This is a genomic window from Micromonospora sp. DT233, from assembly GCF_049841815.1.
Lineage (GTDB): Bacteria > Actinomycetota > Actinomycetes > Mycobacteriales > Micromonosporaceae > Micromonospora.
The window spans coordinates 195,125-222,067 of sequence record NZ_JBNCLB010000007.1 but is presented as its reverse complement, the minus strand read 5'-3'; the positions used below and the strand labels follow the sequence as shown (position 1 = coordinate 222,067).

The window sequence follows — 26,943 nt, the reverse complement described above, 5'->3', positions numbered from 1 at the left end:
TAGTCAGGCGACGTGCGTGAGGTAGGCGGTGACGGTGTCGGCGAGGACGGCCGCGCCGGGCCGCGACCAGAGCTCGGCGTCGAAGACCTCCACCTCGATCGGCCCCCGGTAGCCGGCGGCGTCAACCGCGTCGCGCAACCTGCGCAGGTCGACGCAGCCCCGCCCCGGCAGGGCCCGCCCGAGCAGCACGCCCGCCGGCAGCGGGGTGACCCAGTCGGCCACCTGGAAGGCGGCGATCCGGTCGCCCGCGCGGGCGATCTGCCGGTACACGGTGTCGTCCCACCAGAGGTGGTAGGTGTCGACGACCACCCCGACGGTGGCCGGGTCGAAGCGCTCGGCGAGGTCGAGGGCCTGGCCCAGGGTGGAGATGACGCACCGGTCGGAGCAGAACATGGGGTGCAGCGGCTCGACGGCCAGCCGCACCCCGGCCGCCGCCGCGTGCGGGGCCAGCTCGGCGAGGGCGTCGGCGACCCGCTCGCGGGCCCCGTCGAGGTCGCGGCTGCCGGCCGGGAGCCCGCCGGAGACCAGCACCAGCTCGCCGGTGGCGAGGGTGGCGGCCTCCTCGATGGCGCGCAGGTTGGCCTCGCGCCAGCCGTTCGTGGTGAAGAAGCCGCCCCGGCAGAGCGAGGTGACGGTGAGCCCGGCGTCGCGGACCAGTCGGGCCGCCCGGTCCAGGCCGTACTCCTGCACCGGCTCGCGCCACAGCCCGACGCCGGGGACCCCGGCGGCGACGCAGGCGGCGACCAGCTCCTCCAGCGGCCAGCCGGTGGCGGTGGCCTGGTTGAAGGAGAACCGGGCGAGCCGGCCGGCGGCCGGGGACCGCGCGGCGGTCACTGGGCCACCCCGGCGACGGTGAGGTACGCGCGGGCCCGCGCGGCGGCCAGCTCGGCGTCGGGCAGCAGCCCGGCGGCGTCGGCGAGGGTGAGCAGCCGGGCCAGGTGCGTCGGGGAGCGGCCGGCCTGCTGGCCGGCGACCATGGTGAAGTGCTCCTGGTGGCCGGTCAGCCAGGCGAGGAAGACGATGCCGGTCTTGTAGTGCCAGGTCGGAGCCGCGAAGAGGTGCCGGGCCAGCGGCACCGTGGGGGCCAGGATCTCGTCGTACGTGCCGAGGTCGCCGGCGTCGAGGGCGCTCAGCGCGGCGGCGGCGGCCGGGGCGATGGCGGCGAAGACCCCGAGCAGGGCGTCGGAGTGCCCGGCGGCGTCGCCCCGGATCAGCTGCGGGTAGTGGAAGTCGTCGCCGGTGTAGAGGCGCACCCCGGCGGGGAGCCGGCGGCGCAGGGCGACCTCCCGGTCGGCGTCGAGCAGCGACACCTTGATCCCGTCGACCTTGTCGGCGTGATCGGTGATCAGGTCCAGCACCGCGTCGGCGGCGAGGTCCAGGTCGGCCGATCCCCAGTAGCCGCGCAGCGCCGGGTCGAACATGTCGCCGAGCCAGTGCAGCACCACCGGCTCGTCGGTGGCGGCCAGCAGGTGCGCGTACACCCGCTGGTAGTCCTCGGGGCCGCGGGCGGCGGCGGCGAGGTGCCGGCTGCACATCAGCACCGGCCGGGCCCCGGCGGCGCGGACCTCGGCGAGCTGCTCGGCGTACGCGTCGCGGATGCGGGTGAGGTCGGCGGGCCCGGCGGGGAGCTGGTCGGTGCCGACCCCGGCGACGATCCGCCCGCCGATCGCCCGGGCCTCGGCGGCGCTGCGTCGGATCAGCTCGCGGGTGGCCGCATGGTCCAGGCCCATGCCGCGCTGCGCGGTGTCCATCGCCTCGGCGACCCCCAGCCCGTACGACCAGAGGTGGTGCCGGAAGGCCAGCGTGCGCTCCCAGTCCACGGCGGCCGGCGCGCCGGGGACGTTCTCGGCGCCCGGGTCGGCCACGACGTGCGCGGCGGCGTACGCCACCCGGGAGGTGGCCGGGCCGGCGGGGCGGGCGAAGCCGCCGACGCCGCAGAGCCGGTGGCGGGTGCCGTCGGGGAGGGTGACCAGCGTGCTCACCGGCCCAGCTCCGGGACCTCGACGCGGCGGTGCTCGCGGGCGGAGCGCAGCCCCAGCTCGGCGAGCTGCACGCCCCGGGCGCCGGCCAGGAAGTCCCACGGGAAGGCATCCCCGGCCACCACGTGCCGCAGGAACGCCTCCCACTGGACCTTGAAGCCGTTGTCGAACTCGTCATTGTCCGGCACCTCGGCCCACTGGGCGCGGAAGCTCTCGGTGGCGGGCAGGTCCGGGTTCCAGACCGGCTTCGGGGTGACCGACCGGTGCTGGACGCGGCAGCCGCGCAGCCCGGCGACCGCGCTGCCCTCGGTGCCGTCGACCTGGAACTCCACCAGCTCGTCGCGGTTGACCCGCACCGCCCAGGAGGAGTTGAGCTGGGCGACGATGCCCCCGTCGAGCTCGAAGATGCCGTACGCGGCGTCGTCGGCGGTGGCCGGGTAGGGGCGGCCGGCCTCGTCGACGCGGCGCGGGATGTGCGTGGCGGCGACGCAGGTAACCGCGCGGACCGGGGCGAAGATCTCCGCCAGCACGTAGTGCCAGTGCGGGAACATGTCCATCACGATGCCGCCGCCGTCGGAGGCGCGGTAGTTCCAGGACGGGCGCTGGGCGGGCTGCCAGTCGCCCTCGAAGACCCAGTAGCCGAACTCGCCGCGCACCGAGAGGATCCGGCCGAAGAAGCCGCCGTCGACGAGCCGCTTGAGCTTGCGCAGGCCGGGCAGGAAGAGCTTGTCCTGCACCACCCCGCTGCGGACGCCGGCGGCGTCGGCGGCGCGGGCCAGCTCCAGCGCGGCGGCGCTGGACTCGGCCAGCGGCTTCTCGGTGTAGATGTGCTTGCCGGCGTCGATGGCCTGCCGGACGGCCTTCTCCCGCTGCTGGGTCAGCTGCGCGTCGAAGTAGACCTCGACGTCGTCGCGGGTCAGGGCGGCGGAGAGGTCGGTGGTCCAGTCGGTCAGCCCGTGCCGCTCGGCGATGTCGCGCAGCCGCTGCTCGTTGCGCCCGACCAGGGTCAGCTCCGGCCAGATCCGGGTGCCGTCGGCGAGCGGCACCCCGCCCTGCTCGCGGATGGCCAGCAGCGAGCGGACCAGGTGCTGACGGTAGCCCATCCGGCCGGTGACGCCGTTGACGATGATGCCGATCGGCCTGCGGGTCATGTGCTGCTCCTCCCTCTCCTCGGCGCCGGGCGTCGTCCGTCCGCCCGGTGGGCAGGGACGATCGAGCGCGAGGCAAGCGCTTTCCTGGGAGCCTAAGGGGCACCCGCCGCGCGGGGCAAGGGCTTTCCGCGACGACTGCGGTAACGTGTGCCCGACCGCGCGGTGCCGGCCGCGCGGGCGGAGCACCGGGGGGCGGCGGATGGCGACGCTGGCCGATGTCGCACGGCGGGCGGGCGTCTCCCCCGCCACCGCGTCGCGCGTGATCAACGGCAGCAGCAAACCCGTCGCCGAGGAGCTGCGCGAGCGGGTGCTGCGCGCCGTCGCCGACCTGCGGTACGTCCCCAACGCCCACGCCCAGCTGCTGGCCCGCCCGCAGCGCAGCGTGGTCGGCGTGGTGGTGCACGACGTCTCCGACCCGTACTTCGCCGAGGTCACCCGAGGGCTGCAACGGGTCGCCACCGAGCGGGGCCGGCTGCTGATCATCTGCAACAGCTACCGCGACCCGGTCCGGGAGCTGGAGTACGTGGAGCTGCTGCGCGCCCAGCAGGTCGCCGCGATCGTGCTGGCCGGCTCCGGCTACCACGACGCCGAGTTCACCGCCCGGCTCAACGAGAAGCTCGCCGCGTACGAGGCGACCGGCGGGCGGGTCGCGGTCATCGGCCGGCACGACCACTTCGGCGACGCGGTGATGCCCGCCAACGCCACCGGCGGCGAGCTGATCGGCCGGGAGCTGCTGCGCCTGGGCCACCGCGAGATCGGGGTGGTGGCCGGGCCGCGCGTGCTCACCACCATCACCGACCGGCTGACCGGGCTGCGCCGGGCGCTGGCCGGGGGCGGCCTGACGCTGCCCGAGGAGCGGATCCGCTACGCCGACTTCGACCGCGACGGCGGCGCGCGGGCCACGGCCGACCTGCTGACCGCCGTCCCCGGCCTCACCGCGATCGTGGCGCTGAACGACTCGATGGCCGTCGGCGCGCTGGCCCTGCTGCGCTCGCGCGGCGTCCGGGTGCCCGGGGAGGTGTCGGTCGTCGGCTTCGACGACATGCCGATCGCCGCCGACGTCACCCCGGCGCTGACCACGGTGCGCCTGCCCCTGGTCGAGCTGGGGGTCCGGGCGATGAGCCTGGCCCTCGACCCGGCCGGCGGGCGTCCCCGCGTCGAGACGCTGCCGGCGGAGCTGGTCCGCCGGGGCAGCACCGGCCCGGCCCCCTGCTGACCCCCGCGCCCCTGTTCCCGCCCACTCGGCCCACTCGGCCACGCACGGCCCGCACGGCCCGCACGGCTGAAGATCAACTCAATGTGCGGCATGTCGGCCGTTCATCAAATCCGAAACCAGCAATGTGCCGCACACGAAGTTGACCGAGAGGCCAACCAGCCCTGAACACCTCGCTTCAGCCGGGCCGAGTCAGGCCAGGACGGGCGGGTCGGGCCAGGACGGGCGGGTCGGGACGGGTCGGAGTCGTGCGGCGTCACCGGCCCTTGCCTCTCGCGCTCAGGGCAGGTCGCGCCGGCTCACGGATTCCAGCAGGCCCGCCGCGACCGGGTCGAGTGTCGCCCAGCGGTCGTCCGGCAGCGCAAGCACTTCGTCGAGGTCGCGCCGCCGGGGTGGCGGTGCACAGTCGCCGGGCACCGCGAGGGCCCGTACCGCGACGAGGTGCCCGCAGCGCAGCGCGGCGGCGGCGTCGAGGCCGCGCAGCACGGCGCTCAGGTAGCCGGCGGCGAACGCGTCGCCCGCGCCCACCGGGTCGAGCACGGCCGCCCGCAGCGCGGGCACGAAGACCGCCGACCCGGTACGCCCCAGCGCGGTCGCCCCGACCGCGCCCTCCTTGACCACCACCGTCGCCGGGTGGGGCAGCAGACGGCGCACGGTCTGCGCATCGACGGTCCCCCAGAGCCGCTGCGCCTCGTCCAGCCCGACGAGGACCACATCGGCGCGGTCGGCGACGTGGCGCAGCACCTCGGCGGCGTCGCCGGCCGGCCACAGCCGGGGCCGGTGGTTGACGTCGAAGCTGACCAGCGCGTCGGAAAGCGGCCGGTCGGTGACGGCGTGCTCGACCAGCGCCCGGCAGGACGCCGAGAGCGCCGGGGTGATCCCGGACAGGTGCAGCAGCCGCGCCCCGGCCAGGCGCGGGTCGTCCAGCGCCGGCGGGCCGAGCAGGGACGCGGCGGAGCCGGCCCGGTAGTAGTGCACCCCGGCCGCCTCCGGGTGGGGGTCCTTGAAGTACACGCCGGTGGGGGCGTGCGGGTCGACGGCGACACCGGCGACATCGACCCCGGCCGAGGCGACCTCGGCTGTCACCCGCCGGCCGAACGGGTCGTCGCCGACCCGACTCACCCAGGCGACCCGGTGCCCGAGCCCGGCCATGCCGATCGCCACGTTGGACTCCGCCCCGCCGACGCCGAGCCGGGCCGAGTCGGCGCGTTCCAGCGGCGCGCCGTCGCCCGGCGAGAGCACCACCATCGTCTCGCCGACGGTGACCACCTCCGGCCCACCCGAGACGCTCACGGCACCCCGCCCGGACCGCCCGCGCCCGCCGGACCGCCCTCGCCTGCCAGACCGCCCAGGCCCGCCGGGAAACCGGGGCCCGCCGGAGAACCGGGGTCCGCCGGGAAACCGGGGTCCGCCGGAGAACCGGGGTCCGCCGGAGAACCGGGGTCCGCCGGGAGACCGGGGTCCCGCTCGGCGGCGGCGTCCGCCTCCGCGGCCAGGGCAGCGGCGGCGGCGCGGTCGAGGATCCCGTCGGCGACCGTGACGGTGTGCCGGCCGTGCCGGCTGCCGCCGGCCGGGACCACGGCCGGGGTGTCGAAGGCGAAGGCCACGCAGACCCCCGGGTACATCGCCGTCCGGACGAACCACCGGTCGCCCGGCCCGAGCCCGGTGAAGACCAGGGTGTACGCCCCACCGCCCGGCCCGGTGCCGGTCAGCGCCACCCACGGCGCGTCCGAGCCGTTCACGGACTCCTCGCCGTCGGCGTACGCGGTGAAGACCTGCGGCGGGTCGGCCGCGACGGCCCGCCAGAAGAACCCGCCGTACCCGGCGCCGCCGGGGCGGCCGTTGGTGGCCGGGCTGCCGAGGGGAACGTCCCGGTCGACGGGGGCGGTCAGCGCGTACCGCAGCTCCAGCCGCCACGCCCCGGGCGCGACGGGAAGGGGCGCAGCGGAAACGGGGGCGACGGGAACGGGCGCGGCGGTGATCCGGCGGTGCTCGGTGAGCAGCACCCCGCCGGCCGGGTCGCGCCACTGGAGCCGGTGCGCCAGCACGTCGTCGGCGCGCTCGGTCCAGCCGGTGTGGACGATGCGGCCGTGGTCGTCGCGCCAGGTGTAGCCGGCGTCGCGGACGTAGGTGCGTCCGCCCCACAGGTTGCTGCCGGCGACGTCCTGCACGGCCAGCGACGCGCCGAGGTGCCACACGTGGTCCTCGGGCAGCGCGTCGGTGACGACCGTGCCGGCTAGGGTACGCACCGGGTGCAGGTAGGGGCGGGGGCCGTGCCGGGGGGCGAGCTCCGGGGCCAGCACGTAGCGGGCCACCTCGGCCCCGTCGACCAGCAGCCGGGCGTCGTCGGAGCCCGCCGGGCGGGGGACGGCGGACGCAGGTGCGCCCGCCCGGCGGGGGGCGTCGGCGGTCACGACGGCTCCACCGCGACGGCCCGGCGGCGGGCGACCGCGTGCAGGGCGGCGAGGGTGTAGCCGGCGAGGATCGGCAGCGCGACCGGGATGACCAGCGCGGTCAGCACGGCGGCCACGCCGCAGATCCCGCTGGCCGCCGCCCAGCCGCCCGGCCGGGCGGCGCAGGCGCGGGCGGCGCTGCGGGCGGCGACCCGCCAGCCCCGCCCGCCGGCCCGGCCGATCTCGACGACGACCAGCGCGGCGTACCCGACCAGGGCCGCCGTGACCCCGGCCGTGACCAGCAGGGCTGGTGCCCCGCCGGGGACCCGGCCGGTGGCCAGCGCGGCCAGGTCGGCACCGAGCAGGAGCGCGCCGGCCAGCGCGATCAGGGTGACCGGCACGCCGGCCGGCAGCCCCCGGACGTAGCGCCGGCCGGTGGTCCGGGCCGGTGGCCAGCCGCCGTCGGTGATCCGGTCGTGCACGGCGGCGCTGGCGGCGGCGAGCGCGGCGCCGGCGGTCAGCACCGGCAGCGCGCCCACCACCAGGGCGAATCCGACCAGCGCCAGGTCGGTGGCGTCGGCGACCACGTCGCGCCAGTCGCGGCGGGGTGGCTGCTGCGGCGTCACGGCGTCACCCCTTCAGTCCGCTGGTGTTGATGCCCTCGACGAGCATCCGCTGGAAGGCGAGGAAGAACAAGAACACCGGCAGCAGCGACAGCACCGACATGGCGAACATCGGGCCGACCGCGCTCTGGCTGGTCGAGTCGATGAAGAGGGTCAGCGCCACCGGCACGGTGTAGTCCTCCAGGCTGGAGAGGAAGACCAGTTGCCGGAAGAAGTCGTTCCAGGTCCAGATGAACGAGAAGATCGCGGTGGTGACCAGCGCGGGACGGCTCAGCGGCAGGATCACGTACCGGAAGATGCCGAAGGCGCTGGCCCCGTCGATCTTCGCCGCCTCGTCCAGCTCGCGGGGGATGCCCCGCATGAACTGCACCATCAGGAAGACGAAGAACGCCTCGGTGGCCAGGAACTGCGGGATCAGCAGCGGCAGGTAGGGCCACTCGCCGCCGACCAGGCCGAGGGTGCGGAACAGGATGTACTGCGGCACGATCAGCACGTGCCCCGGCAGCAGCAGGGTGCCGATCATGACGGCGAACCACACCCCCCGCAGCCGGAACTTCAGCCGGGCGAAGGCGTACGCGGCCAGCAGGCAGGAGAGTCCGTTGCCGAGCACGGTCAGCAGGCTGACCATGGCGCTGTTGAGGAAGAACCGGCCGAAGGCGATGTCGAAGTTGGCCCACCCGTCGGCGTAGTTGCCGGGGGTGAACTGCCTGGGCAGCAGGCCGATGTTGTTGACGATCTCCTGCTGGCTCTTGACCGAGGTGCCGATCATCCAGAGCAGCGGGTAGAGCACGACCGCCACGAGGACGATCAGCACGAGCAGGCGTACGGCCTGCCCGCCGCCGACGCGGGGGCGTCGGGTGCCGCGCGCGTGCGGTCCTGCGGTCGCCGTCACCGGTCCTCCCCGTCGGAGTAGTGCACCCAGAAGCGCCCGGTGCTGAAGAAGATCGCCGTGATGATGCCGATGGCCAGCAGGAAGACCCAGGCCATCGCCGAGGCGTAGCCCATCTCCAGGTCGGTGAAGCCCTTGATGTAGAGGTTCAGCGTGTACATCAGGGTGGAGTCGACCGGGCCGCCGGTGCCGTTGCTGAGCACGAAGGCGGCGGTGAAGCCCTGGAAGCCGTTGATGGTCTCCAGCACCAGGTTGAAGAAGATGACCGGGGAGAGCATCGGCAGGGTGATGGCGCGGAACTGCCGCCACGGGCCGGCCCCGTCGACCGAGGCGGCCTCGTAGAGCTCCGTGGGCACCTGCTTGAGCCCGGCCAGGAAGATCACCATGGGGGCGCCGAATTGCCAGATGGCCAGCACCATCAGGGTCTGTAGCGCCCAGTCCGGGTCGTTGACCCAGGGCTTGCCCTCGATGCCGAAGACGGCCAGCAGCGAGTTGAACGCGCCGCCGCGGTTGAACATGTTCACCCAGACGATCGCCAGGGCGACGCTGCCGCCGAGCAGCGACGGCAGGTAGAAGAGGCTGCGGAACAGCCCGACCCCCCGCCAGGCCCGGTTGAGCAGCAGCGCCACCCCGAGCGCGGCGGCGAGCTTCAGCGGCACGGCCACCAGGGCGAAGGTGAGGGTCACCCGCACCGAGTGCCAGTACGAGGCGTCGGCGGTGAACATCCGCTCGTAGTTGGCCAGGCCCACCCACTGCACCTCGGACAGGGGGGTGAGGATGTCGTAGTCGGTGAAGCTGAGGTAGAGCGACAGGAGCATGGGAATCGCCGTGACGGCCATCAGTCCGATGAGCCAGGGCGAGAGGAAGACGTACCCCGCCAGACCTTCGCTGTTCCGGAGCCGCCCGACCACGCCGGTGGGGGCGTGGTCGGGGGCGGGTCCGGTGCCGCGTCGGGTCGGGTCGGGCGCCGTGGTCAGGGCCACGAGCCGGCTCCTTTCCGATCGTGTGCGGCGGCTCAGGCGATGGCGGACGTGCAGGCGGCCAGGAACTGCGCCGCGGCCTCGGCCGGGGTGACCCGGCCGTACTGGGCGTTCTCCCCCGCCTTGATCATTTCGGCACGGATCTTGTTGTGGCCCTTGATCGGCACCTGCGGAGCCTCGCCGAACGTCTTGGCCAGCTCGTTCTCCACCTCGATGGACTGCTTCATCGCCGGGTCGGTGATGTCGTCGCTGACCACCCGGCGCAGGTCCAGGTTGGACGGCAGGCCCCGGTCGGTGCCGAGGATCTTGGTCGCCTCCGGGTCGTTGACCAGGAAGTTGAGCACGTCGACGGCGGCGTCGCGGCGCTTGCTGCCCTTGAACACCGACCAGTACATCGAGGCGCGGGCCCACTGGGCGCTCGGGTCGCCCGGGTACGCCACGACGCCGAGGTCGTCCTTGGTGTTCTTCTTCAGCTCCGGCATCTGGTTGACCCAGACCCAGGAGGTGGCGGCCTTGCCGGTGACCACCAACTGCTTGGTGATGTCGGTGGCGTTGCCCTCGTGGATCACATCCGGGGTGGGGGTCGCGCCCCGGTCCCGGGCGCCCTTCCACAGCTCGAACCAGCGGGTGACGTCCTCGACGGTGAAGCCGAGCTCCTTGCCCCGGTAGAGGTCCTTGCCCTGCTGGCGCAGCCAGACCCAGAACGCCTTGTAGTCGGCGCTGGGGTCCATCGTGCCGGGGAGCTTGGTCTTCCTGCTGACCTGCTCGGCCCAGGCGATGTGCTCCTCCCAGGTCATGCCGGTCCTCGGCTCCGGCAGGCCGTTCTTCGTCAACAAGGTCTTGTTGTAGACCAGGCCCTGGGTGTTCTCCCCGGCGGCCAGCCCGACGAGCTTGCCGTCGACCACGCCGTACTGCCACAGGCTCTTGGGGAACTTCGACACGTCGAGCTTGCCCGAGTCGGTGTACGAGGTCAGGTCCAGGGTGGTGTTACGGGCGGCGTACTCGGCGAGGGCGTTGTCGTCGATCTGGAAGATGTCGGGCGGGTTGCCCCCGGCGGTGAGGGTGGCCAGCTTGTCGAAGTAGCCCTGGTTGGCCTGCCAGGTCGTCTCGAAGGTGACGTTGGGGTGCTTGCGGGTGTAGGCGGCGAGGGCGGCCTCGGTCAGGTCGCCCCGGGCGTCGCCGCCCCACCAGAAGACGGTGAGCTTGATCGGGCCGTTCGGGTCGCTGGCGTCGTCGCCGCCGCAGGCCGCGGCGCCCAGGGCCAGCGGGGCCGCGACGGCGAGGGCGACGAGCCCGCGCAGCAGCGAACGGCGGGGGGTACGGGGTCGGCGCCCGGCGGGTGTGCCGGTGGTGGGGGACGTTGCGGGGTGCATGTGCGCTCACTCCTTGGCGTTAGGGAGCGACGACGCCGCCGGTGGCCGCGGCCGGGCAGCCGGGGTCCGCAAGGCGATGCGGGCCCGGGCCGACCCGGGCGGCACCGGGGCTGCCGGACGAGGGAACTCCTCCGGTGGAGTCGCGGATGACCAACTCGGTCTGGAGCATTACCTGTGCGGTGGCGCGACGGACGCCGGCTGCCGCGTCCCGACCGGCGCCCCGCGGTCCCCGCGGCACGTCGGTCTCCTGTTGCAGCAGCATGTCGACGGCCGTCCGGCCGGCGGCCGCGGTAGGCGTGGCCACCGTCGTCAACTTGGGCCGGGTGAGGCGGCTCAGGGCGATGTCGTCGATGCCGACGACGCTGACGTCCTGCGGCACCCGGATGCCGAGGGCGTCGAGCCCCTCGATCAGCCCGATCGCCATCAGGTCGTTGTAGGCGAGCACGGCGGTGACGCCGACGCGCTGGACCTGCTCGGCCAGCGCCCGGCCGCCGTGCTCGGTGGGCGGGTTGGGGCCGAGCACGGTGAGCCCGGCTGCGGTCGTACGGGCCGCCGAGGCGGCGGCGCGGCGGATCTCCCGGCTGGTCCAGGAGCCGCGCGGCCCGCCGAGCAGGGCGATCCTGGTGTGGCCGAGGCCGGCCAGGTGCTCGATCGCGGCGCGCGCGCCCTGCCCGACGTCCATCGTCACGCAGGGCAGCCCGGTCACCTGACGGTTGATCACCACCAGCGGGACCTCGCGGCTGAGCTGCTCGATGAGGCCGTTGCCCATCCGGGGGCTGCACAGCAGCACCCCGTCGACCTGCTTGGCCAGCGCGTGGACCAGCTCCTCCTCCGCCAACGGATCCTCGTTGGTGTCGGCGACGAAGACGTGGTAGTCGCGCTGCCGGGCCTGCCCCTCCGCCGCCTTGATCAGCGGCGGGAAGAACGGGTTGGCGATGTCGGCGATGATCAGCCCGATGTTGTGGGTGCGCCCGGTGATCAGGGCGCGGGCGGCGCGGTTGGGGCGGTAGCCCAGCTCCTCGGCGCAGGCCAGCACCCGCCCCCGGGTCTCGGGGTTGACCAGGTGCGGCGCGGAGAAGGTGCGGGAGACCGTGGAGATGTGCACACCGCAGGCCCGTGCGACGTCCCTGATGGTGACTGGCACGGCGGCCCTCTCGTCGTCGTCGGTGTGGCATCGGTCACGGTGGGTGTCGACAATTAATGCAAGCGGTTGCTCCGATGTCAACGCTCATGGATGGATTTCGAGGACAGGAAAACGCTTCCCTGGTGCCCGTACGCCCACCAATGGGGGCAAAGCGCGCGGCTTTGGTCGACACCGTTGACTCATCGACGCCGGTCATGGTTTGTTCACTGCAAACCTTTGCAGGGGCAGCCCGGGGAGGGCGAACGCGATGTCTTCGAGAACCGGCGGACGGACCCGCTACGCCCTGGTCGGCACCGGCGCGCGGGCCGAGATGTTCGTCCGGGCCCTGGTCACCGACCACCCCGACACCGCCGAGCTGGTCGCGTTCGCCGACCTCAACCAGGCCCGAATGGACGCGCACAACCGCTGGCTGGCCGAGCTGGGCCACCGGCCGGTGCCGACGTACCGGGCCGAGGAGTTCGCCGCCATGCTCGACCGGGAGCGCGTCGACACCGTGCTGGTCACCACCGTCGACGCCACCCACGACCAGTACATCGTGGCCGCGCTGCGGGCCGGCTGCGACGTGGTCTCGGAGAAGCCGATGACCGTCGACGCGCCGCGCTGCCGGCGGATCCTCGACGCCGTCGCCGAGACCGGCCGCAGCGTCACCGTCGCCTTCAACTACCGCTACAACCCGCTGCACGAGCGGCTGCGCCGGCTGCTGGCCGGCGGGGCGGTGGGCGAGATCGGGTCGGTGCACTTCGAGTGGCTGCTCGACGTGCGCCACGGCGCGGACTACTTCCGCCGCTGGCACCGGGAGAAGGCCCACTCCGGCGGGCTGATGGTGCACAAGGCCAGCCACCACTTCGACCTGGTCAACTGGTGGCTCGACGCCACCCCCGTCGAGGTCTACGCCGCCGGGCGGCTCTTCTTCTACGGCGACGCCGGCCGCCGGCACGGCTACGCCCGCGACTACGACCGGGCCCACGGCGCCCCGGCAGCCGCCGACGACCCGTTCGCGCTGCGGATGGCCGAGCACCCCCGGCTGCGCGAGCTCTACCTCGACGCCGAGTCCGTCGACGGCTACCACCGCGACCGCAACGTCTTCGCCCCCGGCGTCACCATCGAGGACGACATGGCGGTGCTGGCCCGCTACTCCACGGGCGCGACGATGACGTACCACCTCACCGCGTACGCCCCCTGGGAGGGCTACCGGGTGATGGTCAACGGCAGCAAGGGCCGCCTCGAACTGGAGGTGGTGGAGAGCGACTTCGTCAGCCCGCAGGCGGCCGGGGCGCTCAAGGGCGCGGCGCTGCACGGCGACGAGGCCGCCGCCGAGGGCGGCTGGACCACCCTCACCCTGCGCCCGTTCTGGTCCCCGCCCCGGCGCATCGAGGTCGAGGGTTACACCCGCCACGGCCACGGCGGCGCGGACGCCCGGATGACCAACGTGCTCTTCGGCGGCGCGGCGGACCCGCTGCACCGGGCGGCCACCGCCCACGACGGGGCGCTGGCCCTGCTCACCGGCCTGGCCGCCAACCGGTCCTTCACCACCGGCCAGGCCGTCCGGGTCGCCGACCTGCTCGCCCTGCCCTGACCGGCCCGCCGCCGACGCACCGCCGCCCCGACCGGCCCAGCCCCCGCTCGACGCGACCGCACCCCGAGGAGCCCGCCGACGTGCCGACCACCTCCCGACCCGACCTGCTGTTCCCCGCCGACCCGGGCCTGCGCGCGCTGGCCCGGCAGCTCTACGCGCTCGCGGCCGGGCAGCCGATCATCTCCCCGCACGGGCACGTCGACCCGGTGCTGCTGGCCGAGGACCAGCCCTTCGGCGACCCGGCCCGGCTGCTCGTCGTCCCCGACCACTACCTGACCCGGATGCTGCTCAGCCAGGGCGTGCCCCCGGCCCAACTGGGCGTGCCCACCGTGGACGGCAGCCCGACCGAGACCGACGGGCGGACGATCTGGCGGCGCTTCGTCGACGGCTGGCACCTGTTCCGGGGCACCCCGTCGCGGCTGTGGCTGGAGCAGACCCTCACCGGGGTCTTCGGGGTCGACGCCCCGCTCTCCCCCGCCACCGCCGACGCCGTCTACGACCAGCTCGCCGCCCGGCTCGCCGAGCCCGCGTACCGGCCCCGGGCGCTCTTCGAACGCTTCCACATCGAGGTGCTGGCCACCACCGAGTCGCCCCTGGACGACCTGGCCCGGCACGCCAAGCTCGCCGCCGACGGCTGGGGCGGCCCCGGCGGGCGGGTGATCACCACCTTCCGCCCGGACAACGTGGTCGACATGGAGTTCGACGGCTGGGCCGAGAACGTCGCCCGCCTCGGCGAGGTCGCCGGGGAGGACACCGGCACGTACGCCGGGTTCCTGGCCGCCCTGCGGCGGCGGCGGGAGGCGTTCATCGCCGCCGGCGCCACCAGCTCCGACCACGGCCACCCGACCGCCCGCACCCTGCACCTGTCCGAGTCGGAGGCGGCGGCGCTCTACGAGCGGGGCCGCTGCGGCACCGCCGACGCCGCCGACGCGGAGGCGTTCCGGGCCCACATGCTGCTGGAGTTCGCCCGGATGTCGCTCGACGACGGCCTGGTCATGCAGCTGCACCCCGGCGCGGTGCGCAACCACAACCGCCGGTTGTACGCCCGGCACGGCCGCGACGTGGGCGGGGACGTCCCGCAGGCCACCGAGTACCTGCACGCGCTGACCCCGCTGCTGGACGCGTACGGCAACGACCCCCGGCTGCGGGTGGTCGTCTACACCCTCGACGAGTACACCTTCACCCGGGAGCTGGCCCCCCTGGCCGGCGGCTACCCGGCCCTCTACCTCGGCGCGCCCTGGTGGTTCCTGGACTCCCCCGAGGTGCTGCGCCGGTTCCGGGAGTCGGTCACCGAGACCGCCGGGTTCTACAACACCGCCGGGTTCGTCGACGACACCCGGGCGTTCTGCTCCATCCCGGTACGCCACGACGTGGCCCGCCGGGTCGACGCCGGCTTCCTCGCCCGGCTGGTCGCCGAGCACCGGCTGACCGAGGACGAGGCCGCCGAGACCATCGTCGACCTCGCCTACCACCTGCCCAGGAAGGTCTTCAGGATCGGGGAACAGCGGTGAGTCGGTGTCCCGCAGGCGCGAACGAAAGGCTGGCCCCGTGACGGTCACCATCACCTCCGTTGACGTGCACGACGTGCGCTTCCCGACCGCGGCGGCCGGCGACGGCTCCGACGCGATCAACCGGGGCGACTACTCGGCGACCTACGTCGAGCTGGGCACCGACGCCGGCGCCGTGGGCGCCGGGTTCACCTTCACCAACGGCCGGGGCAACGAGATCACCTGCGCGGCCGTGCGCGCCCTGGCCCACCACGTGCGGGGCCGCACGGTCGAGGAGATCGTCGCCGAGCCGGTGACGTTCTGGCGCTCGCTCAGCGCCGACGTGCAGCTGCGCTGGCTGGGCCCGGAGAAGGGCGTCATCCACATGGCCACCGGCGCGCTGGTCAACGCCGTGTGGGACCTGCGGGCCAAGCTCGCCGACCGGCCGATGTGGCGGTTCCTGGCCGAACTGCCCACCGAGGAGCTCGTCGCCAGCATCGACTTCCACCACATCACCGACGCGCTCACCCCGGACGAGGCCGCCGCCGTGCTGGACCAGGGCCGCGACGGCATGGCCGACCGGCTCGCCGGGCTGGCACGCGACGGTTTCCCCTCGTACACCACCTCGGTGGGGTGGCTGGGCTACCCCGACGAGAAGGTCCGGGCGCTGACCCGCGCCGCGTACGCGCAGGGGTGGCGGGCGATGAAGATGAAGGTCGGCGGCCCGCCCGCCGACGACCTGCGTCGGGCCCGGATCATCCGCGCCGAGATCGGCCCCGACGCGCTGCTGATGATGGACGCCAACCAGGTCTGGGACGTCGACGAGGCGATCGGCAACATGACCGCGCTGGCGGAGGTCGACCCGTACTGGATCGAGGAGCCGACGCACGCCGACGACATCCTCGGCCACGCCCGGATCGCCCGGGCGGTGACCGAGCTGACCGGCGGGCGGTGCCGGGTCGCCACCGGCGAGGTCGCCGCCAACCGGGTGATCTTCAAGCAGTTGTTGCAGGCCGAGGCGATCGGCGTGATGCAGATCGACGCCTGCCGGGTCGGCGGGGTCAACGAGGTGCTGGCCGAGATGGTGATGGCGGCGAAGTTCGGGGTGCCGGTCTGCCCGCACGCCGGCGGCGTCGGCCTCTGCGAGTACGTGCAACACCTGGCGATCTTCGACTACCTGCGGGTGGGCACCAGCCTCGACGGCCGGATGATCGAGTACGTCGACCACCTGCACGAACACTTCGTCGACCCGGTGCGCACCCGCGACGGACGGTACCTGCTGCCCACCGCGCCCGGCTACAGCGCCACCATGCGCCCCGAGTCGATCACCGAGTTCCGCTTCCCGGACGGCCCGGCATGGCGCTGACGTCGACGCCGCCCCGGCTCGGGCTGGCCGCCCTGGGCCGGCTCCCCGCGGCCAGCCGGCCGCTGCTGCGCCCCGGCGACGTGCCGGCCGGGATCGTGCACCTGGGCCTCGGCGCGTTCCACCGCGCCCACCAGGCCGTCTTCACCGAGGCCGCGATCGACGCGGCGGGCGGCGACTGGGGCATCGTCGGGGTCGCCCCGCGCAGCACCGAGCTGGTCGGGGCGCTGGCCGCGCAGGACAACCTGTTCAGCGTGACCACCCGCGCCGCCACCGGCGCGCAGACCCGGGTGATCGGGTCGCTGGCCGGGGTGCGACACGCCGCGAGCGACCCGGGCGCGATCGTGGCGCTGCTGGCCGACCCGGCGATCCGGGTGGTCACGCTGACCGTGACGGAGAAGGCGTACCAGCTCGACCCGGTCACCGGCGTGCTGCGCCCGGACGCGGCGCTCGCCGCCGACCTGGCCGGCGACGGCCCGCCGGGCACCGTGCCCGGCCTGCTGGTCCGCGGGCTGGCCGCCCGCGCGACGGCCGACGCCGGGCCGATCGCGCTGGTCAGCTGCGACAACCTGCCGTCGAACGGTCGTCGGCTGCGCGGCCTGGTCGAGCAGGCGCTGGTCCGCTCCGGGGCGACGGAGCGGGTGCGCGGCTGGGTGGCCGCGCACGTCACCTTCCCCGGCACCATGGTGGACCGGATCGTGCCCGCCAGCACCGCCGACACCCTCGCCGTGGCCCGCCGCGCCCTAAGCTGCGCCGACCTGGCGGCGGTGGACGCCGAGCCGTACGCCCAGTGGGTGATCGAGGACGCCTTCCCCGGCGGGCGGCCGGCGTGGGAGCGGGCCGGCGCGGTGCTCACCGACGACGCCGGGCCGTGGGAGCGGCTGAAGCTGCGCGGCCTCAACGGGCTGCACTCGGCCACCGCCTACCTCGGGGCGCTCGCCGGCCGGGAGACCGTCGCCGACGCGCTGGCCATCCCCGGCCTGACCGGGGTGCTGCGCCGGCTGGTCGCCGACGAGGTGGCGGTCAGCTTCACCCCGCCGGCCGGGGTGTCGGTGGTCGACTACGGCGAGGAGGTGCTGGGCCGCTTCGCCAACCCGGCGATCCGGTACCGCACCCTGCAGGTCGCCACGGACGGCTCGCAGAAGCTGCCCCAGCGGATCCTGCACACCGTCGCCGACCTGCGCGCGGCCGGCCGGTCGGCGCGCTGGTCGGCGCTGGTGGTGGCCGCCTGGGCGCGGTTCGCCTGCGGGCACGCCGACGACGGGAGCGCGCTGCCGCTGGCCGACCCCCTCGCCGGGCGGATCCGGGGCGCGCTGGCCACCGCCGGCGGCGCCCCGGCCGGGATCGTCGACGCGCTGCTCGGGCTGCGCGAGGTCTTCCCCGCCGAGGTGGCCGACGACGACGCCGTCCGCGCCGACGTCACCGACTGGCTGACCGCCCTGCACCGGCACGGGGTGGCCGCGACGCTAGCCGGTGCGGCGTGAGCGGGCACCGGGCGGACGCCCCGCCCCGGGTGGCGGTGATCGGCGCGAACGGGCACGGCCGCTGGCACCGCCGGGCCATCGCGCCGCTGCACGCCGCCGGCCGGCTGCGGCTGGTCGCCCTGGTCGACGTACGGCCGATCGAGGAGGAGCCGGACGCGCCGCTGCCGGCGGGCGCGGCGGTCTTCACCGACCACGCCGCGATGCTGGCGCGGGCACGGCCGGACGTGGTGGTGGTCTGCACCCCGCCGCACACCCACCTGCCGATCGCGCTGGACGTGCTGGCCGCCGGGGCGGACCTGCTGCTGGAGAAGCCCCCGGTGCTCTGCACCGCCGAGCACCGCACGCTCGCCGCCGCGCTGGCCGAGACGGGCCGGGCCGCCCAGGTCGGCTTCCAGGCGCTCGGCTCGGCGGCGCTGGCCGAGCTGACGGCGGCGGTGACCGGCGGGCGGCTCGGCACGGTCACCGGCATCGCCACGGTCGCGTCCTGGCAGCGCTCGGACGGCTACTACGCCCGGTCGCCGTGGGCCGGGCGGCGCACCCTGCACGGCCGGCCGGTGCTCGACGGGGCGCTGGCCAACCCGCTGGCCCACGCGGTGATGCAGTGCCTGGCCGTCGCGGAGGCGGTCGCTGGCACCCCGGTGCGGCCGGCGGCGATCGAGCTGGAGCGCTACCGGGTCCGCCCGATCGAGGTCGACGACACCGCCGCCCTGCGGATCGTCACGCCCGGCGGACCGCCCATCGTCGCCGCCGTGACCCTGGCCGGCGAGGACTTCGTCGCCGGCGAGGTGATCGTGACCGGCACCGCCGGCCGGGCGGTGCTGGAGTACCCCACCGACCGGCTGCTGCTGCCCGGCGACGACGCGCCCCGCCCGGTGCCGGGGCGACACGGGCTGCTGGAGAACCTGCTGGATCACCGCGCCGACCCGACCGGCACCCCGCTGATCGCCCCGCTGGCCCGCACCGCACCGTTCACGGCCGTGCTGGAGGCGGTCCACGCCGCCCCGGAGCCGACGCTGCTCGGCGGCGACCTGGTGGCCGTGACGGGGGTTGGGGCGGATCGGGTGCTGACCGTCCGGGGGGTCAACGGGGTGCTGCGGCGCTGCGCCGAGTCGGGGTCGCTGCCGGCGGAGTCGGCGGTGCCGTGGGCGGTGCCACCGGCGCGGGTGGCACTGACCGGCGCGCGGGACGCACGCCCCCGACCGGCCTGACCTGCGCCGGTGCGCGCGGGCTCACGTCCCCCGCGTGCGCGCCGCGGTCGAGGAGACCGCGACCAGGTCGGGCCGCGCGGGCAGGAACACCGTGGGTACGCCCAGCGACTGATTCATCGCGGCGAGCCGGCACTCGGCCTGGAGGTCGGTGGTGTTACGCACCCCGCGCACGATCACCTTCGCGCCGTGGCGATGGCAGTAGGCGGCGGTCAACCCCCGCCAGGCCGCGACGGTGACGGAGCTCCACTCGAGCGGCAGGACGGCCCGGACGGCGGCCGCCCGTTGCTCTTCGTCGACGCCCGGCTGCTTGCCGCCGTTGACCGCGACGAGCACGACCACCTCGTCGAAGAGGTCGCGGGCCCGGCTCAGCACATTCAGGTGCCCGAGGGTGAAGGGATCGAAGCTGCCGGGGTAGACGGCTCGCACGCCTGCGCGGGTGCTCATGGCCCGACTGTAGGTATCGGCCGCCGGATCCGTGGCCCCTGGGGCGTGGACGACGTGGCCACCAACGGGCAATGGCGGGCCCGAGTCCGCCGGTCATGCGCGACGCCACCCTTGCAGGGCCTCCCCGAATTAGTTTAGCCTTTGACTATATACATCGATCAACGTCGAGGTCGCAAGGCGGCGCTCGGCGACCGACGAAGGAGCCCCATGACCATCCGCAAGATCATCTCTACCCTGACGGCGTCCGCAGCGCTCGCCCTGAGCCTGCTCGGCGCGGCACAGCCGGCGCAGGCCGCCGCGGCCGGCGGGGAACTGCGCAACAAGGACACCGGGCTCTGCGTCGACCGCCGGGAAGTCGCCGACCTGCCGGTGATCGCCTTCACCACGACGTGCAACGGCTCGGCCAAGCAGCGCTGGGTCTACTCCCCGTCGGACCACACCATCCGCACCACGGACGGCCGCTGCCTGAGCACCGCCAGCAGCACCGGGGTCTTCGTCGACCCCTGCGACAGCGGCCTGCTGGTGCGCTGGGGGCCCACCGCTGACGGCCGCATCCACCAGCTCGACTGGGGCATCGGCTGCCTGGAGGACTACCGCACGGAGTGGCTCACCTGGGGCGCCTGCGACAACCACACCAACGAGATCTGGACCTCACTGCCGACCGCCTGACCCGGAAAGATCGCGGTTCTTGGACAGTCGACGTCCGCGCCGGACGTCGGCTGTCCAAGATTCGAGGCGGGGGGTGCGGGTTTTCGGCATCGCGGCGATCAGGGGCCTCGGCGAAGCACGATGGTCAGCTATAAGTAAGGCATGAGTTTCCCGCCGTATCTGGCCTCCATGCCGATGCACGCGATCACCGAGATCCACGGCGAGCCCGGCCTGCGGGAACGGTTCCGGTTGGAGATCGCCGCGTTCGACCCCGCCGCGCGGGCCCGGCTCACCGCCGCCCTCGACCTCGCCGCCGAGCTGCACCGCGACGACCGGCGGGTGCGCGAGCCGTACCTGAACCATCTGCTGCGGGTCGCGATCCGGTTGATGCACCACTACCGGGTGCGCGACGTGGACGTGATCGTCGCCGGCGTGCTGCACGACGCGGTGGAGGACCACCCGGCGGAGCTGGCGGGCCCGACCGGGGCGGCGACCGGCGGCGACCTGACGGCGGCGGCGCTGGCGACGCTCGCCGCCCGGTTCGGCCCGCGCGTCGCGCACCTGGTCGCCGCCGTCACCAACCCGGCGTACGACCCGGACCGCGACCGCAACACGCAGTACCGCGAGCACGTGGCGGCCAGCCTGGAGCGGGAGCCGTGGGCGCGGGTCGTGAAGGTCTCCGACTTCACCGACAACGGCGTCGGGGTGATCCACACCGTCGGCCCGAAGGTCTACTCGTCGGCCACGAAGTACCGCCCGCTGGTGCCGGTCCTGCGCGAGCTGGTCGCCCGGCCGGACACCCCGCTCGCGCCGGAGGTGAAGGAGCACATCTTCGGCCAGCTCGACCTGGCCGAGGAACGCTTCAGCGCGATCCTCGACCAGCCGGCGAACGCCACCTGAGCACGCACCCCGGCTCCCGCTCCCCCGCTTGCCCCGCCGCCCCGGCGGCGCCAGCTCAACGGCGGGGCAGCGCGGCGGTGGTGCGGCGGCGCAGGGCCGCCACCCGGTCGGGGGCCGCCCGGAGCACGACCCGCAGCGGGTGCGGGGCGTCCCGCGCCGCGTCGCCGAGCAGCGTCAGCAGCAGCCCGAGGTGGCCGACGGGCTCGTCGGCCAGCAACTGCGTGGCATCGTCGACCACCAGAATCAGTGGGCCCGCGTCGAGCCGGTCACGCAGGCTCTCGGCGAGCGCGTCCCAGTTGCGCCCGACGTACCCGGGCAGGTCGAGCAGGCGCACCAGCGCCCCGAACAGCGTGACCCGGGTGCGGGCCGCGCCCGCCGCGAGCACCACCGCGCGCGCACCTTCGAGCCGGGCTGCGCCCGGCCGCGCGACCGTGACGGTCGGCGGCACGGCGGTGGTGGTCGGCGGCGCTGCGGTGGTGGTCGGCGGCGCGGCCGTGACGGTCAGCCACGGCGGCAACTGCAACGGGTGCCCGTGATCCATCATGCCCCTCCCCACTGCGCCGGGCCGGATCGCCCGGCCCGGCGGGACCGACTGCGCGAGGCGTCGCGTCAGAGGCGATAGAAGTCAGCGTAGTGATTCGGCGAGAACCAGGTCACGCCCGTGCTCTTGTTCACCACGATCCGATACGCGTCGCGGGCCGCGCCGGAGGCGCGCGGGTAGACGTCGTACTCGTGGTAGGTGGCGCCGGCGGGAAGCTGGCCCTCGTAGTTGTAGAACCGGCCGCCGGCGAAGTTGGCCAGCCCGCCGCTCCAGGAGTACCAACCCCGGCTGGTCGGGAAGCCCTTGGCGGACCAGCCGGACCGGGCGGTGCGCGCGTCCGCGCAGCGGCTCACGGTGCAGGAGCCGTGCACGGCGGCCTGGGCGGGCTCCGCCAGCCGGGGCGTCGCCACGGACGGCCCGACCAGGGCCGCGGCCACCATGGCGGTGAGCAGGGCGAGCGCGCCGAGCGCGCGGCGTGCCGCAGCACCGCTCCGAGCGCCCGGCCTCGTCGTGTCGGTCACGGGTCCTCCCCATCGCGACGGCATCGACGCATCGATGCACATGGAAGTGCGCTAGGGACAGTGTCGGCGCGACGGCCCGTTCTGGCCAGGGGTGGCGGCGGATTTGCTCGCTGGGTCCCGGTGGAGCTCCCGCCGGCGCGGGCCGGGCACCCCCGTCCAGGGGGAACCCGGCCCGCGTCGTCAGCGGCCGCGCGGTCTTCGCCGCGTCGTCAGCAGCCGATTCGGCTCGACCCGACCGCGACGTCGTCGAACCAGAGGGTGTCCGAGCCGCTGCCGTAGCTCTCCCAGCCCAGGCGCAGGTCGGTCAGGCGCGGACGCCAGGTGCGGTTGAGCCACTGCCCGTCCACGTCGTGGGTCGGCGTCCCGTCCACGGTCAGGCCGGTCACCGCCGTGCCGTCGACCCACGTTTGGAGCAGGCCCTGCGCCCCGTCGACCATGAACTCCAGGCAGGACCAGCGCCCGGTGGCCAGCGGCACGCTCAGTGCCACCCCGGCCGGGCTCTGCTCCGGCAGGGTCGCGTCGTCGGAGGCCCGGTTCCATTGCAGGGCCCCGTTCTGCCCGCCCATCCGCAGGTCCCGGTTGCCGTCTGCGCTGTCCGACATGGCCAGGAACGTGACGTGCGCGGCGGGCAGGGCGGTGGTGTGCCGCACCCAGAGCCGGCCGTACCGGACCGTCCCGGCGGCGCTGAGGTCCCGGTTGGCGCGGACGAAGACGTGGTTGCAGTAGCCGGCCGTGCCGTCGATGCGGATCGACCGGCTGCCGCCGTGCGCCACGGCGGTGTCGACCGCGGCCGCGCCGGTGCCGGAGCAGTCCGGGTGCACCACGCTCCAGTCCCCCGACGGCACCGAGCCGGTCTGGCCCTCGAAGCCGTCGCAGAGCACCGCCGTCCCACAGCCACCACCCGGCGGCGGCGTGGTCGGCGGGGGCGTCGTGGGCGGCGGCGTGGTCGGCGGGGGCGTCGTCGGCGGCGGGGTCGTGGGGGGCGGGGTGGTCGGCGGGGGCGTCGTCGGCGGCGGGGTGGTCGGGGGCGGGGTCGCGCCGTTGCACGGCATGCCGTTGAGCGCGAAGCCGGTGGGCGCGGCGGTGTTCGCCCCGACGGTGCCCTGGATGCCGAACTCGGTCGAGCCGCCGGCCGGCACGGAGCCGTTCCAGGCGACGTTGCGGGCGGTCACCGCCGTCCCGGACTGGCTGACCTCGGCGCTCCAGCCGTTGGTGATCCGCTGGTCGCCACCCCAGGTCCAGGTGACGGTCCAGGCGGTGACGGCGGTGTCACCGGGGCTGACCCGGACGGTGGCGGTGAAGCCGCCGGGCCACTGGTTGGGCACGTAGTCGATGCGGCAGCCGGCGGCGGCAGCGGCCGGTTCGGTGGGCAGGCCGAGGCCGGCCAGGGCGGTGGCCAGGACCGCCGCCGCGGCGGCGATCGGGGTGAGACGGGCGCGGGACATCCTCATCCGGGTTCCTTCGAGAAGGGCGCCGCCGGCGCCGGCGCCGGGGCGCGGGCGACGGCAGGGCACGCTAGGGAAACGCTCGCGTGGCGACGACGCGTACGCGTCTCGGGCCCGGCTCGGGCGGACGATCAGCCGCCGGGTCGACCCAGGGATCGACGCGCGGCGGCACCCGCACCCAATCTAGTGACGCCCGCCTATGCCTGGCAAGGGTTGCTTGCTGTCGGGGCGAGCACCCGCGAGGATGCCCGGATGGCGCTGTGTCTGGAACATCCGGTGGTGGTGGCCCCGATGGCCGGCGGGCCGTCCACGGTCGGGCTGGTGGCTGCGGCGGGCGCGGCGGGCGCCGTCGGGTTCCTCGCCGCCGGCTACCGGCCGCCGTCGACCGTCGCCGGCGAGGTCGCCGAGGTCCGGGCCCTGGGCCGGCCGTACGGGCTGAACATCTTCGTCCCGTCGTCGACCCGTCCCGACGTCGCCGAGCTGGCCCGCTACCGCAGCGCCCTGGCACCGGAGGCGCGCCGGTACGGCGTGGACCTGCCGCCGCTGCGGCTCGACGACACCGACCACTTCGCCGAGAAGGTCGAGTTGGCGGCGGCGGCAGCGGTGCCCCTGGTCAGCTTCACGTTCGGCGTGCCCGACGCGGCGACGATCGCCACGCTGCGCGGCGCGGGCTGCACGGTCATCGTCACGGTCACCGACGTCGCCGAGGCCCGGCGGGCGGCGGCTGCGGGGGCCGACGCGCTGATCGCCCAGGCCGGCACGGCGGGAGGGCACTCGGCGACGACCACGCCGGCCGGATACGACCCGTCGTCCACGGCACCCGAGCTGGTCGCCGCGATCGTCGCGGCGGTGCGGCCGCCGGTGATCGCCGCCGGGGGAACCGGGACCGCGCAGCACGTGCGGCGGGCCCTCGCCGCCGGCGCGGTCGCGGTGCAGGCGGGAACGGCGTTCCTGCTGGCGGACGAGGCGGGGACGCGACCCGTGCACCGGGCGGCGGTGTCGGACGCACGGTCGGGCCCCACCGTGGTGACCCGGGCGTTCACCGGGCAGCCGGCGCGGGCGTTGCCGAACAGGTTCACCAGGACCTACTCCGCCGCCGCCCCCGTCGGCTATCCCGCGATCCACCACCTGACCGCGCCGATCCGGGCGCAGGCCGCGGCGCGCGGCGACCGGGAAGCGGTGAACCTTTGGGCGGGAACCGCGTACGCCGACGCCGTCGCCGAGCCGGCGGCCGCGATCCTGGCCCGTCTCGGCGGGCGCCGCTGACGACGCAGCTGACGACGCCGGGGGTGGCGCAGCGCCCACAGCAGCTTTCCCGCCGAGCTGACCGACCCGACGCCCCGGACGGTGCTCATCCGTCGCCTCTCACCAGGCCGGCGATCCGGGCCCGGGCGGCTTGATCCAGCGGGTGCAACGACGTCGACGCGACCGCGCCGCTGAAGAATCCCTGCACGTAGTGGATTCCCAGCTCGTAGAGCTGCTTGAGGGTCACCGGGGCGTCGTCGTCGAAGCCCTCGACGATGACGGTGCGCGGGGTGGGGGCGTGCCCCAGGTCGCTGGCGTGCCGCGACACCCGCGCCACCAACGCGAGCTCCTCCAACGCCATCGGGTGGTGCAGCACCGCCCGGTCGACCTTGATCTGGGTCAGCGGCAGCTCCGCCATCCGGGCCAGCGAGGCGTACCCGACACCGAAGTCGTCGACGGCGAAGCTGATCCGGAGCTTTCGGGACAGCTCGGTGAGCCGCCGGTGGAAGTAGAGCAGCGGTTCCTGCGGCCACCGCTCCCCCGGGCCGGGCTGGATCGCGTCCTGTTCGGAGATCTCCAGCATGAGCGTGCGTGGATGCATGGCGGCCTCGGTCAGCGCCCTGCTCACCTGCTGCAGGTACGAGTCGCTGAGCAGCGAGCGGACCGCGACGTTCACCGACAGCGGCTTGGTGCCGTGCCAGGGGGCCTCCGCGTCCGCACCCGCGTACGAGTGGATCGACTTGGCGACCAGCAGCGAGTCACGCTCGACGATGAAGCGGTCGCCCCAGACGTACGCCATCTGCAGCGCGGCGATCGGCGCGCGCAGCTCCTGGTCGCTGCGGCGGGCCAGCGCCTCGAAGCTGTGGATGCTCACCCCGGCCGCCCGCTGGTCCAGCTCCACGACGGGCTGGAACACCATGATCATGGAGTCGACGAGCTTCTGGTAGAGGCTGAAGGCGTACTCGTAGAGGTTGAGCGGCAGCCGACCGAACGCGACGCGCAGCGCCGTCATCACCTGCATCTCGGCCTGCAGCGGGTCGCCGAGCAGATCGGAGTCCCACAGGGCACGGAGCATGACGGCGAGCGGCTCGCCCATGTCGAGCAGCGCGACGGCGGGGTCGACGACGGTCAACGTGAGGATGCGCTCGTCCTCGTGGGAGATCGGGACGCAGAGCATCCGGGTGCCGGCGTCGTTGGAGACGATGTGCCCGGGCATCGACGTGCGGTACCGGATCGCGTCGGCGGAGCTCAGCTCCAGCAGGGGCCGCAGTTCCTCCTTGTCGAACCGGGCCGTGCAGTCGACCACCCGGACGGGGGTCGCCGAGTCGGAGAACTCCACCACGGCCACCGAACTGGCGGCCAACGCGTGCTGGACGATCTCCACCCGCTCGGCGCGCCTACGCTGCGGGGAATCCCGCACGGGGTGGCTCGCGGAGCGGAAGATGCGGCCGAGCAACTGCACGATGGAGCTCGACTGCTCCTCCAGGGGGCTCTTGCAGGGTCGGGTGGTGCCGGGGTTGGCGGGGGCACCCTGCAGCCGACGCTCGTGCCGTGAGGTGGGTGGCTGGACCAGCACGGTGGTCGGGCCCCATCGGTGGACGAGCTGCACCGGTGCCGGTTCGAGCCCCTGCTCGGCCACGAAGGCGGCCATCTGGCCGAACGACACCCGGCCCCGGCCGTCGGCGGCGCCACCGCGAAGGGCGGTGAGCAGGTGGTGGGTCAGCACGCCGTGCCCGTACCACTCGTCCTCCCGCGCCGCCACGCCGTTGCGGCAGGCCAGCAGCGCGCTGTGCCGGTCGACCCGGGTGCGGTAGGTCTGCATCGTCTCGGTGTGACGCAGGTCGGCGTCCAGGTAGTCGCCGGTGTGGCAGCAGTCGAGCACGAGGAAGGAGGTGCCGGCGAAGGCCTCGAAGACGTCGCGCTTGAGGAAGCTCATCCGTAGGCCGTTGTCCGGCTCCCGGCGCAGGCCGTCCTGGTCGAGGTCGGCCGTGACGAGGTACGCGTCGAGCTGGGTGCTCCACTCGGGCACCAGCGCGTGGCCGGCGAAGTAGACCAGCAGCACGTCGGAGGGGCCGGAGTCCAACACCATGTCGCGCAGCTCGGCCTTGATCTCCCGCCAGGTCGCCTGCGCGCCGACGTACGTCCTGATGTCGGCGTCGTCGAAGGTGCCGATCTCCTCGTCGAGCAGCACCCCCCGCACCGCCTCGACATCGTCTTCGGCGTACCGCAGGGCGGGCACGCGCACGTCGCGGCCCCCCTGGTTGACTCCGATCAGAACCGCCCGCCGTCGGCTCGGCGCCATCGACAACCCCCATACGACGATCCGCCCGACCACC

General features: G+C 74.4%; 24 protein-coding genes. 9 read left to right on the top strand and 15 right to left on the bottom strand.

Translation table 11 applies throughout. From position 1 onward, the window contains the following. Positions 1–3: 3 nt before the first annotated feature. From ACLQ2V_RS17980 to ACLQ2V_RS17970, 3 genes are read right to left on the bottom strand one after another with little or no spacing between them, the layout of a single operon-like run. Positions 4–834, bottom strand: a complete 831-nt coding sequence (locus ACLQ2V_RS17980; protein ID WP_425719648.1) for a sugar phosphate isomerase/epimerase family protein — start codon at positions 832–834, stop codon at positions 4–6. Next, entirely contained in the window at positions 831–1,982 is a 1,152-nt protein-coding gene (locus ACLQ2V_RS17975; protein WP_425719647.1) for a dihydrodipicolinate synthase family protein, read from the bottom strand. Before ACLQ2V_RS17975 ends, ACLQ2V_RS17980 begins: the two co-directional genes overlap by 4 nt. Further along, on the bottom strand, positions 1,979–3,130 hold the full coding sequence (locus tag ACLQ2V_RS17970) for a Gfo/Idh/MocA family protein (protein WP_425719646.1): 1,152 nt from the start codon (positions 3,128–3,130) through the stop codon (positions 1,979–1,981). The genes ACLQ2V_RS17975 and ACLQ2V_RS17970 overlap by 4 nt, the downstream gene beginning before the upstream one ends. Before the next feature lie 199 nt (positions 3,131–3,329). Between ACLQ2V_RS17970 and ACLQ2V_RS17965 the strand changes: the two genes are divergently transcribed. Continuing rightward, a complete protein-coding gene (locus ACLQ2V_RS17965; protein ID WP_425719645.1) occupies positions 3,330–4,346 on the top strand; it encodes a LacI family DNA-binding transcriptional regulator in 1,017 nt (338 codons plus the stop codon). 276 nt (positions 4,347–4,622) lie between these two features. On the opposite strand, the gene ACLQ2V_RS17960 is transcribed toward ACLQ2V_RS17965, so the two are convergent. From ACLQ2V_RS17960 to ACLQ2V_RS17930, 7 genes are all read right to left on the bottom strand, one after another. After that, entirely contained in the window at positions 4,623–5,636 is a 1,014-nt protein-coding gene (locus ACLQ2V_RS17960; protein WP_425719644.1) for a sugar kinase, read from the bottom strand. Then, a complete protein-coding gene (locus ACLQ2V_RS17955) occupies positions 5,633–6,757 on the bottom strand; it encodes a PmoA family protein (protein WP_425719643.1) in 1,125 nt (374 codons plus the stop codon). Before ACLQ2V_RS17955 ends, ACLQ2V_RS17960 begins: the two co-directional genes overlap by 4 nt. Then, positions 6,754–7,362 carry a hypothetical protein gene (locus tag ACLQ2V_RS17950; protein ID WP_425719642.1) on the bottom strand — a complete coding sequence of 203 codons (609 nt, stop codon included), beginning with the start codon at positions 7,360–7,362 and terminating at the stop codon, positions 6,754–6,756. Before ACLQ2V_RS17950 ends, ACLQ2V_RS17955 begins: the two co-directional genes overlap by 4 nt. A gap of 4 nt (positions 7,363–7,366) precedes the next feature. Next, a complete protein-coding gene (locus ACLQ2V_RS17945; protein WP_425719733.1) occupies positions 7,367–8,128 on the bottom strand; it encodes a carbohydrate ABC transporter permease in 762 nt (253 codons plus the stop codon). A gap of 119 nt (positions 8,129–8,247) precedes the next feature. Beyond that, positions 8,248–9,231: a carbohydrate ABC transporter permease gene (locus tag ACLQ2V_RS17940; RefSeq protein ID WP_425719641.1), complete on the bottom strand. Its 984-nt coding sequence runs from the start codon at positions 9,229–9,231 to the stop codon at positions 8,248–8,250. Between the two features lie 32 nt (positions 9,232–9,263). After that, positions 9,264–10,601 (bottom strand): ABC transporter substrate-binding protein, encoded by a 1,338-nt coding sequence (locus tag ACLQ2V_RS17935; protein WP_425719640.1) that lies wholly within the window; start codon positions 10,599–10,601, stop codon positions 9,264–9,266. Positions 10,602–10,620: 19 nt separating this feature from the next. Continuing rightward, positions 10,621–11,745, bottom strand: coding sequence for a LacI family DNA-binding transcriptional regulator (locus tag ACLQ2V_RS17930; protein WP_425719639.1), 1,125 nt, complete (start codon positions 11,743–11,745; stop codon positions 10,621–10,623). A 247-nt stretch (positions 11,746–11,992) separates the two neighbouring features. On the opposite strand from ACLQ2V_RS17930, the gene ACLQ2V_RS17925 reads away from it, so the two are divergent. The 5 genes from ACLQ2V_RS17925 to ACLQ2V_RS17905 all read left to right on the top strand — a co-directional run bounded on the left by ACLQ2V_RS17925 (position 11,993) and on the right by ACLQ2V_RS17905 (position 18,863). Beyond that, a complete protein-coding gene (locus ACLQ2V_RS17925) occupies positions 11,993–13,321 on the top strand; it encodes a Gfo/Idh/MocA family protein (protein ID WP_425719638.1) in 1,329 nt (442 codons plus the stop codon). An 80-nt stretch (positions 13,322–13,401) separates the two neighbouring features. Further along, positions 13,402–14,832, top strand: a complete 1,431-nt coding sequence (gene uxaC, locus ACLQ2V_RS17920; protein ID WP_425719637.1) for a glucuronate isomerase — start codon at positions 13,402–13,404, stop codon at positions 14,830–14,832. Between the two features lie 37 nt (positions 14,833–14,869). Beyond that, positions 14,870–16,174, top strand: coding sequence for an enolase C-terminal domain-like protein (locus ACLQ2V_RS17915; RefSeq protein WP_425719636.1), 1,305 nt, complete (start codon positions 14,870–14,872; stop codon positions 16,172–16,174). Further along, positions 16,165–17,655 (top strand): mannitol dehydrogenase family protein, encoded by a 1,491-nt coding sequence (locus ACLQ2V_RS17910; protein WP_425719635.1) that lies wholly within the window; start codon positions 16,165–16,167, stop codon positions 17,653–17,655. Before ACLQ2V_RS17915 ends, ACLQ2V_RS17910 begins: the two co-directional genes overlap by 10 nt. Next, positions 17,652–18,863: a Gfo/Idh/MocA family protein gene (locus ACLQ2V_RS17905; RefSeq protein WP_425719634.1), complete on the top strand. Its 1,212-nt coding sequence runs from the start codon at positions 17,652–17,654 to the stop codon at positions 18,861–18,863. Before ACLQ2V_RS17910 ends, ACLQ2V_RS17905 begins: the two co-directional genes overlap by 4 nt. A gap of 21 nt (positions 18,864–18,884) precedes the next feature. Here the strand turns inward: ACLQ2V_RS17905 and coaD are convergent, their stop codons facing one another. Further along, the gene (gene coaD / locus ACLQ2V_RS17900) at positions 18,885–19,307 is read right to left on the bottom strand and encodes a pantetheine-phosphate adenylyltransferase (RefSeq protein WP_425719633.1); all 423 of its coding nucleotides are present in this window, start codon (positions 19,305–19,307) and stop codon (positions 18,885–18,887) included. Between the two features lie 207 nt (positions 19,308–19,514). On the opposite strand from coaD, the gene ACLQ2V_RS17895 reads away from it, so the two are divergent. Both ACLQ2V_RS17895 and ACLQ2V_RS17890 read left to right on the top strand, forming a co-directional pair. Then, the gene (locus tag ACLQ2V_RS17895; protein ID WP_425719632.1) at positions 19,515–19,976 is read left to right on the top strand and encodes a ricin-type beta-trefoil lectin domain protein; all 462 of its coding nucleotides are present in this window, start codon (positions 19,515–19,517) and stop codon (positions 19,974–19,976) included. Positions 19,977–20,117: 141 nt separating this feature from the next. Beyond that, positions 20,118–20,855 (top strand): HD domain-containing protein, encoded by a 738-nt coding sequence (locus ACLQ2V_RS17890; protein WP_425719631.1) that lies wholly within the window; start codon positions 20,118–20,120, stop codon positions 20,853–20,855. Positions 20,856–20,910: 55 nt separating this feature from the next. Here ACLQ2V_RS17890 and ACLQ2V_RS17885 read toward each other — a convergent pair whose 3' ends face one another. The 3 genes from ACLQ2V_RS17885 to ACLQ2V_RS17875 all read right to left on the bottom strand — a co-directional run bounded on the left by ACLQ2V_RS17885 (position 20,911) and on the right by ACLQ2V_RS17875 (position 23,368). Further along, positions 20,911–21,396, bottom strand: coding sequence for a barstar family protein (locus ACLQ2V_RS17885; protein WP_425719630.1), 486 nt, complete (start codon positions 21,394–21,396; stop codon positions 20,911–20,913). Between the two features lie 68 nt (positions 21,397–21,464). Further along, positions 21,465–21,836, bottom strand: coding sequence for a ribonuclease domain-containing protein (locus tag ACLQ2V_RS17880; protein ID WP_425719732.1), 372 nt, complete (start codon positions 21,834–21,836; stop codon positions 21,465–21,467). A gap of 290 nt (positions 21,837–22,126) precedes the next feature. After that, positions 22,127–23,368, bottom strand: a complete 1,242-nt coding sequence (locus ACLQ2V_RS17875; RefSeq protein WP_425719629.1) for a cellulose-binding domain-containing protein — start codon at positions 23,366–23,368, stop codon at positions 22,127–22,129. A 246-nt stretch (positions 23,369–23,614) separates the two neighbouring features. On the opposite strand from ACLQ2V_RS17875, the gene ACLQ2V_RS17870 reads away from it, so the two are divergent. Continuing rightward, entirely contained in the window at positions 23,615–24,628 is a 1,014-nt protein-coding gene (locus ACLQ2V_RS17870) for a nitronate monooxygenase (RefSeq protein WP_425719628.1), read from the top strand. 85 nt (positions 24,629–24,713) lie between these two features. On the opposite strand, the gene ACLQ2V_RS17865 is transcribed toward ACLQ2V_RS17870, so the two are convergent. Next, on the bottom strand, positions 24,714–26,852 hold the full coding sequence (locus ACLQ2V_RS17865; protein ID WP_425719627.1) for an EAL domain-containing protein: 2,139 nt from the start codon (positions 26,850–26,852) through the stop codon (positions 24,714–24,716). Between the last annotated feature and the right edge of the window lie 91 nt (positions 26,853–26,943).

Excerpts from the sequence above, each read along its gene's own strand:
- ACLQ2V_RS17970 (WP_425719646.1), bottom strand. The coding sequence starts at position 3,130 with ATGACCCGCAGGCCGATCGGCATCATCGTCAACGGCGTCACCGGCCGG.
- ACLQ2V_RS17935 (WP_425719640.1), bottom strand. The coding sequence starts at position 10,601 with ATGCACCCCGCAACGTCCCCCACCACCGGCACACCCGCCGGGCGCCGA.
- ACLQ2V_RS17875 (WP_425719629.1), bottom strand. The coding sequence starts at position 23,368 with ATGAGGATGTCCCGCGCCCGTCTCACCCCGATCGCCGCCGCGGCGGCG.
- ACLQ2V_RS17945 (WP_425719733.1), bottom strand. The coding sequence starts at position 8,128 with ATGATCGGCACCTCGGTCAAGAGCCAGCAGGAGATCGTCAACAACATC.
- ACLQ2V_RS17885 (WP_425719630.1), bottom strand. The coding sequence starts at position 21,396 with ATGGATCACGGGCACCCGTTGCAGTTGCCGCCGTGGCTGACCGTCACG.
- ACLQ2V_RS17925 (WP_425719638.1), top strand. The coding sequence starts at position 11,993 with ATGTCTTCGAGAACCGGCGGACGGACCCGCTACGCCCTGGTCGGCACC.
- ACLQ2V_RS17895 (WP_425719632.1), top strand. The coding sequence starts at position 19,515 with ATGACCATCCGCAAGATCATCTCTACCCTGACGGCGTCCGCAGCGCTC.
- ACLQ2V_RS17870 (WP_425719628.1), top strand. The coding sequence starts at position 23,615 with ATGGCGCTGTGTCTGGAACATCCGGTGGTGGTGGCCCCGATGGCCGGC.
- ACLQ2V_RS17890 (WP_425719631.1), top strand. The coding sequence starts at position 20,118 with ATGAGTTTCCCGCCGTATCTGGCCTCCATGCCGATGCACGCGATCACC.
- coaD (WP_425719633.1), bottom strand. The coding sequence starts at position 19,307 with ATGAGCACCCGCGCAGGCGTGCGAGCCGTCTACCCCGGCAGCTTCGAT.
- ACLQ2V_RS17965 (WP_425719645.1), top strand. The coding sequence starts at position 3,330 with ATGGCGACGCTGGCCGATGTCGCACGGCGGGCGGGCGTCTCCCCCGCC.
- ACLQ2V_RS17880 (WP_425719732.1), bottom strand. The coding sequence starts at position 21,836 with ATGGTGGCCGCGGCCCTGGTCGGGCCGTCCGTGGCGACGCCCCGGCTG.
- ACLQ2V_RS17910 (WP_425719635.1), top strand. The coding sequence starts at position 16,165 with ATGGCGCTGACGTCGACGCCGCCCCGGCTCGGGCTGGCCGCCCTGGGC.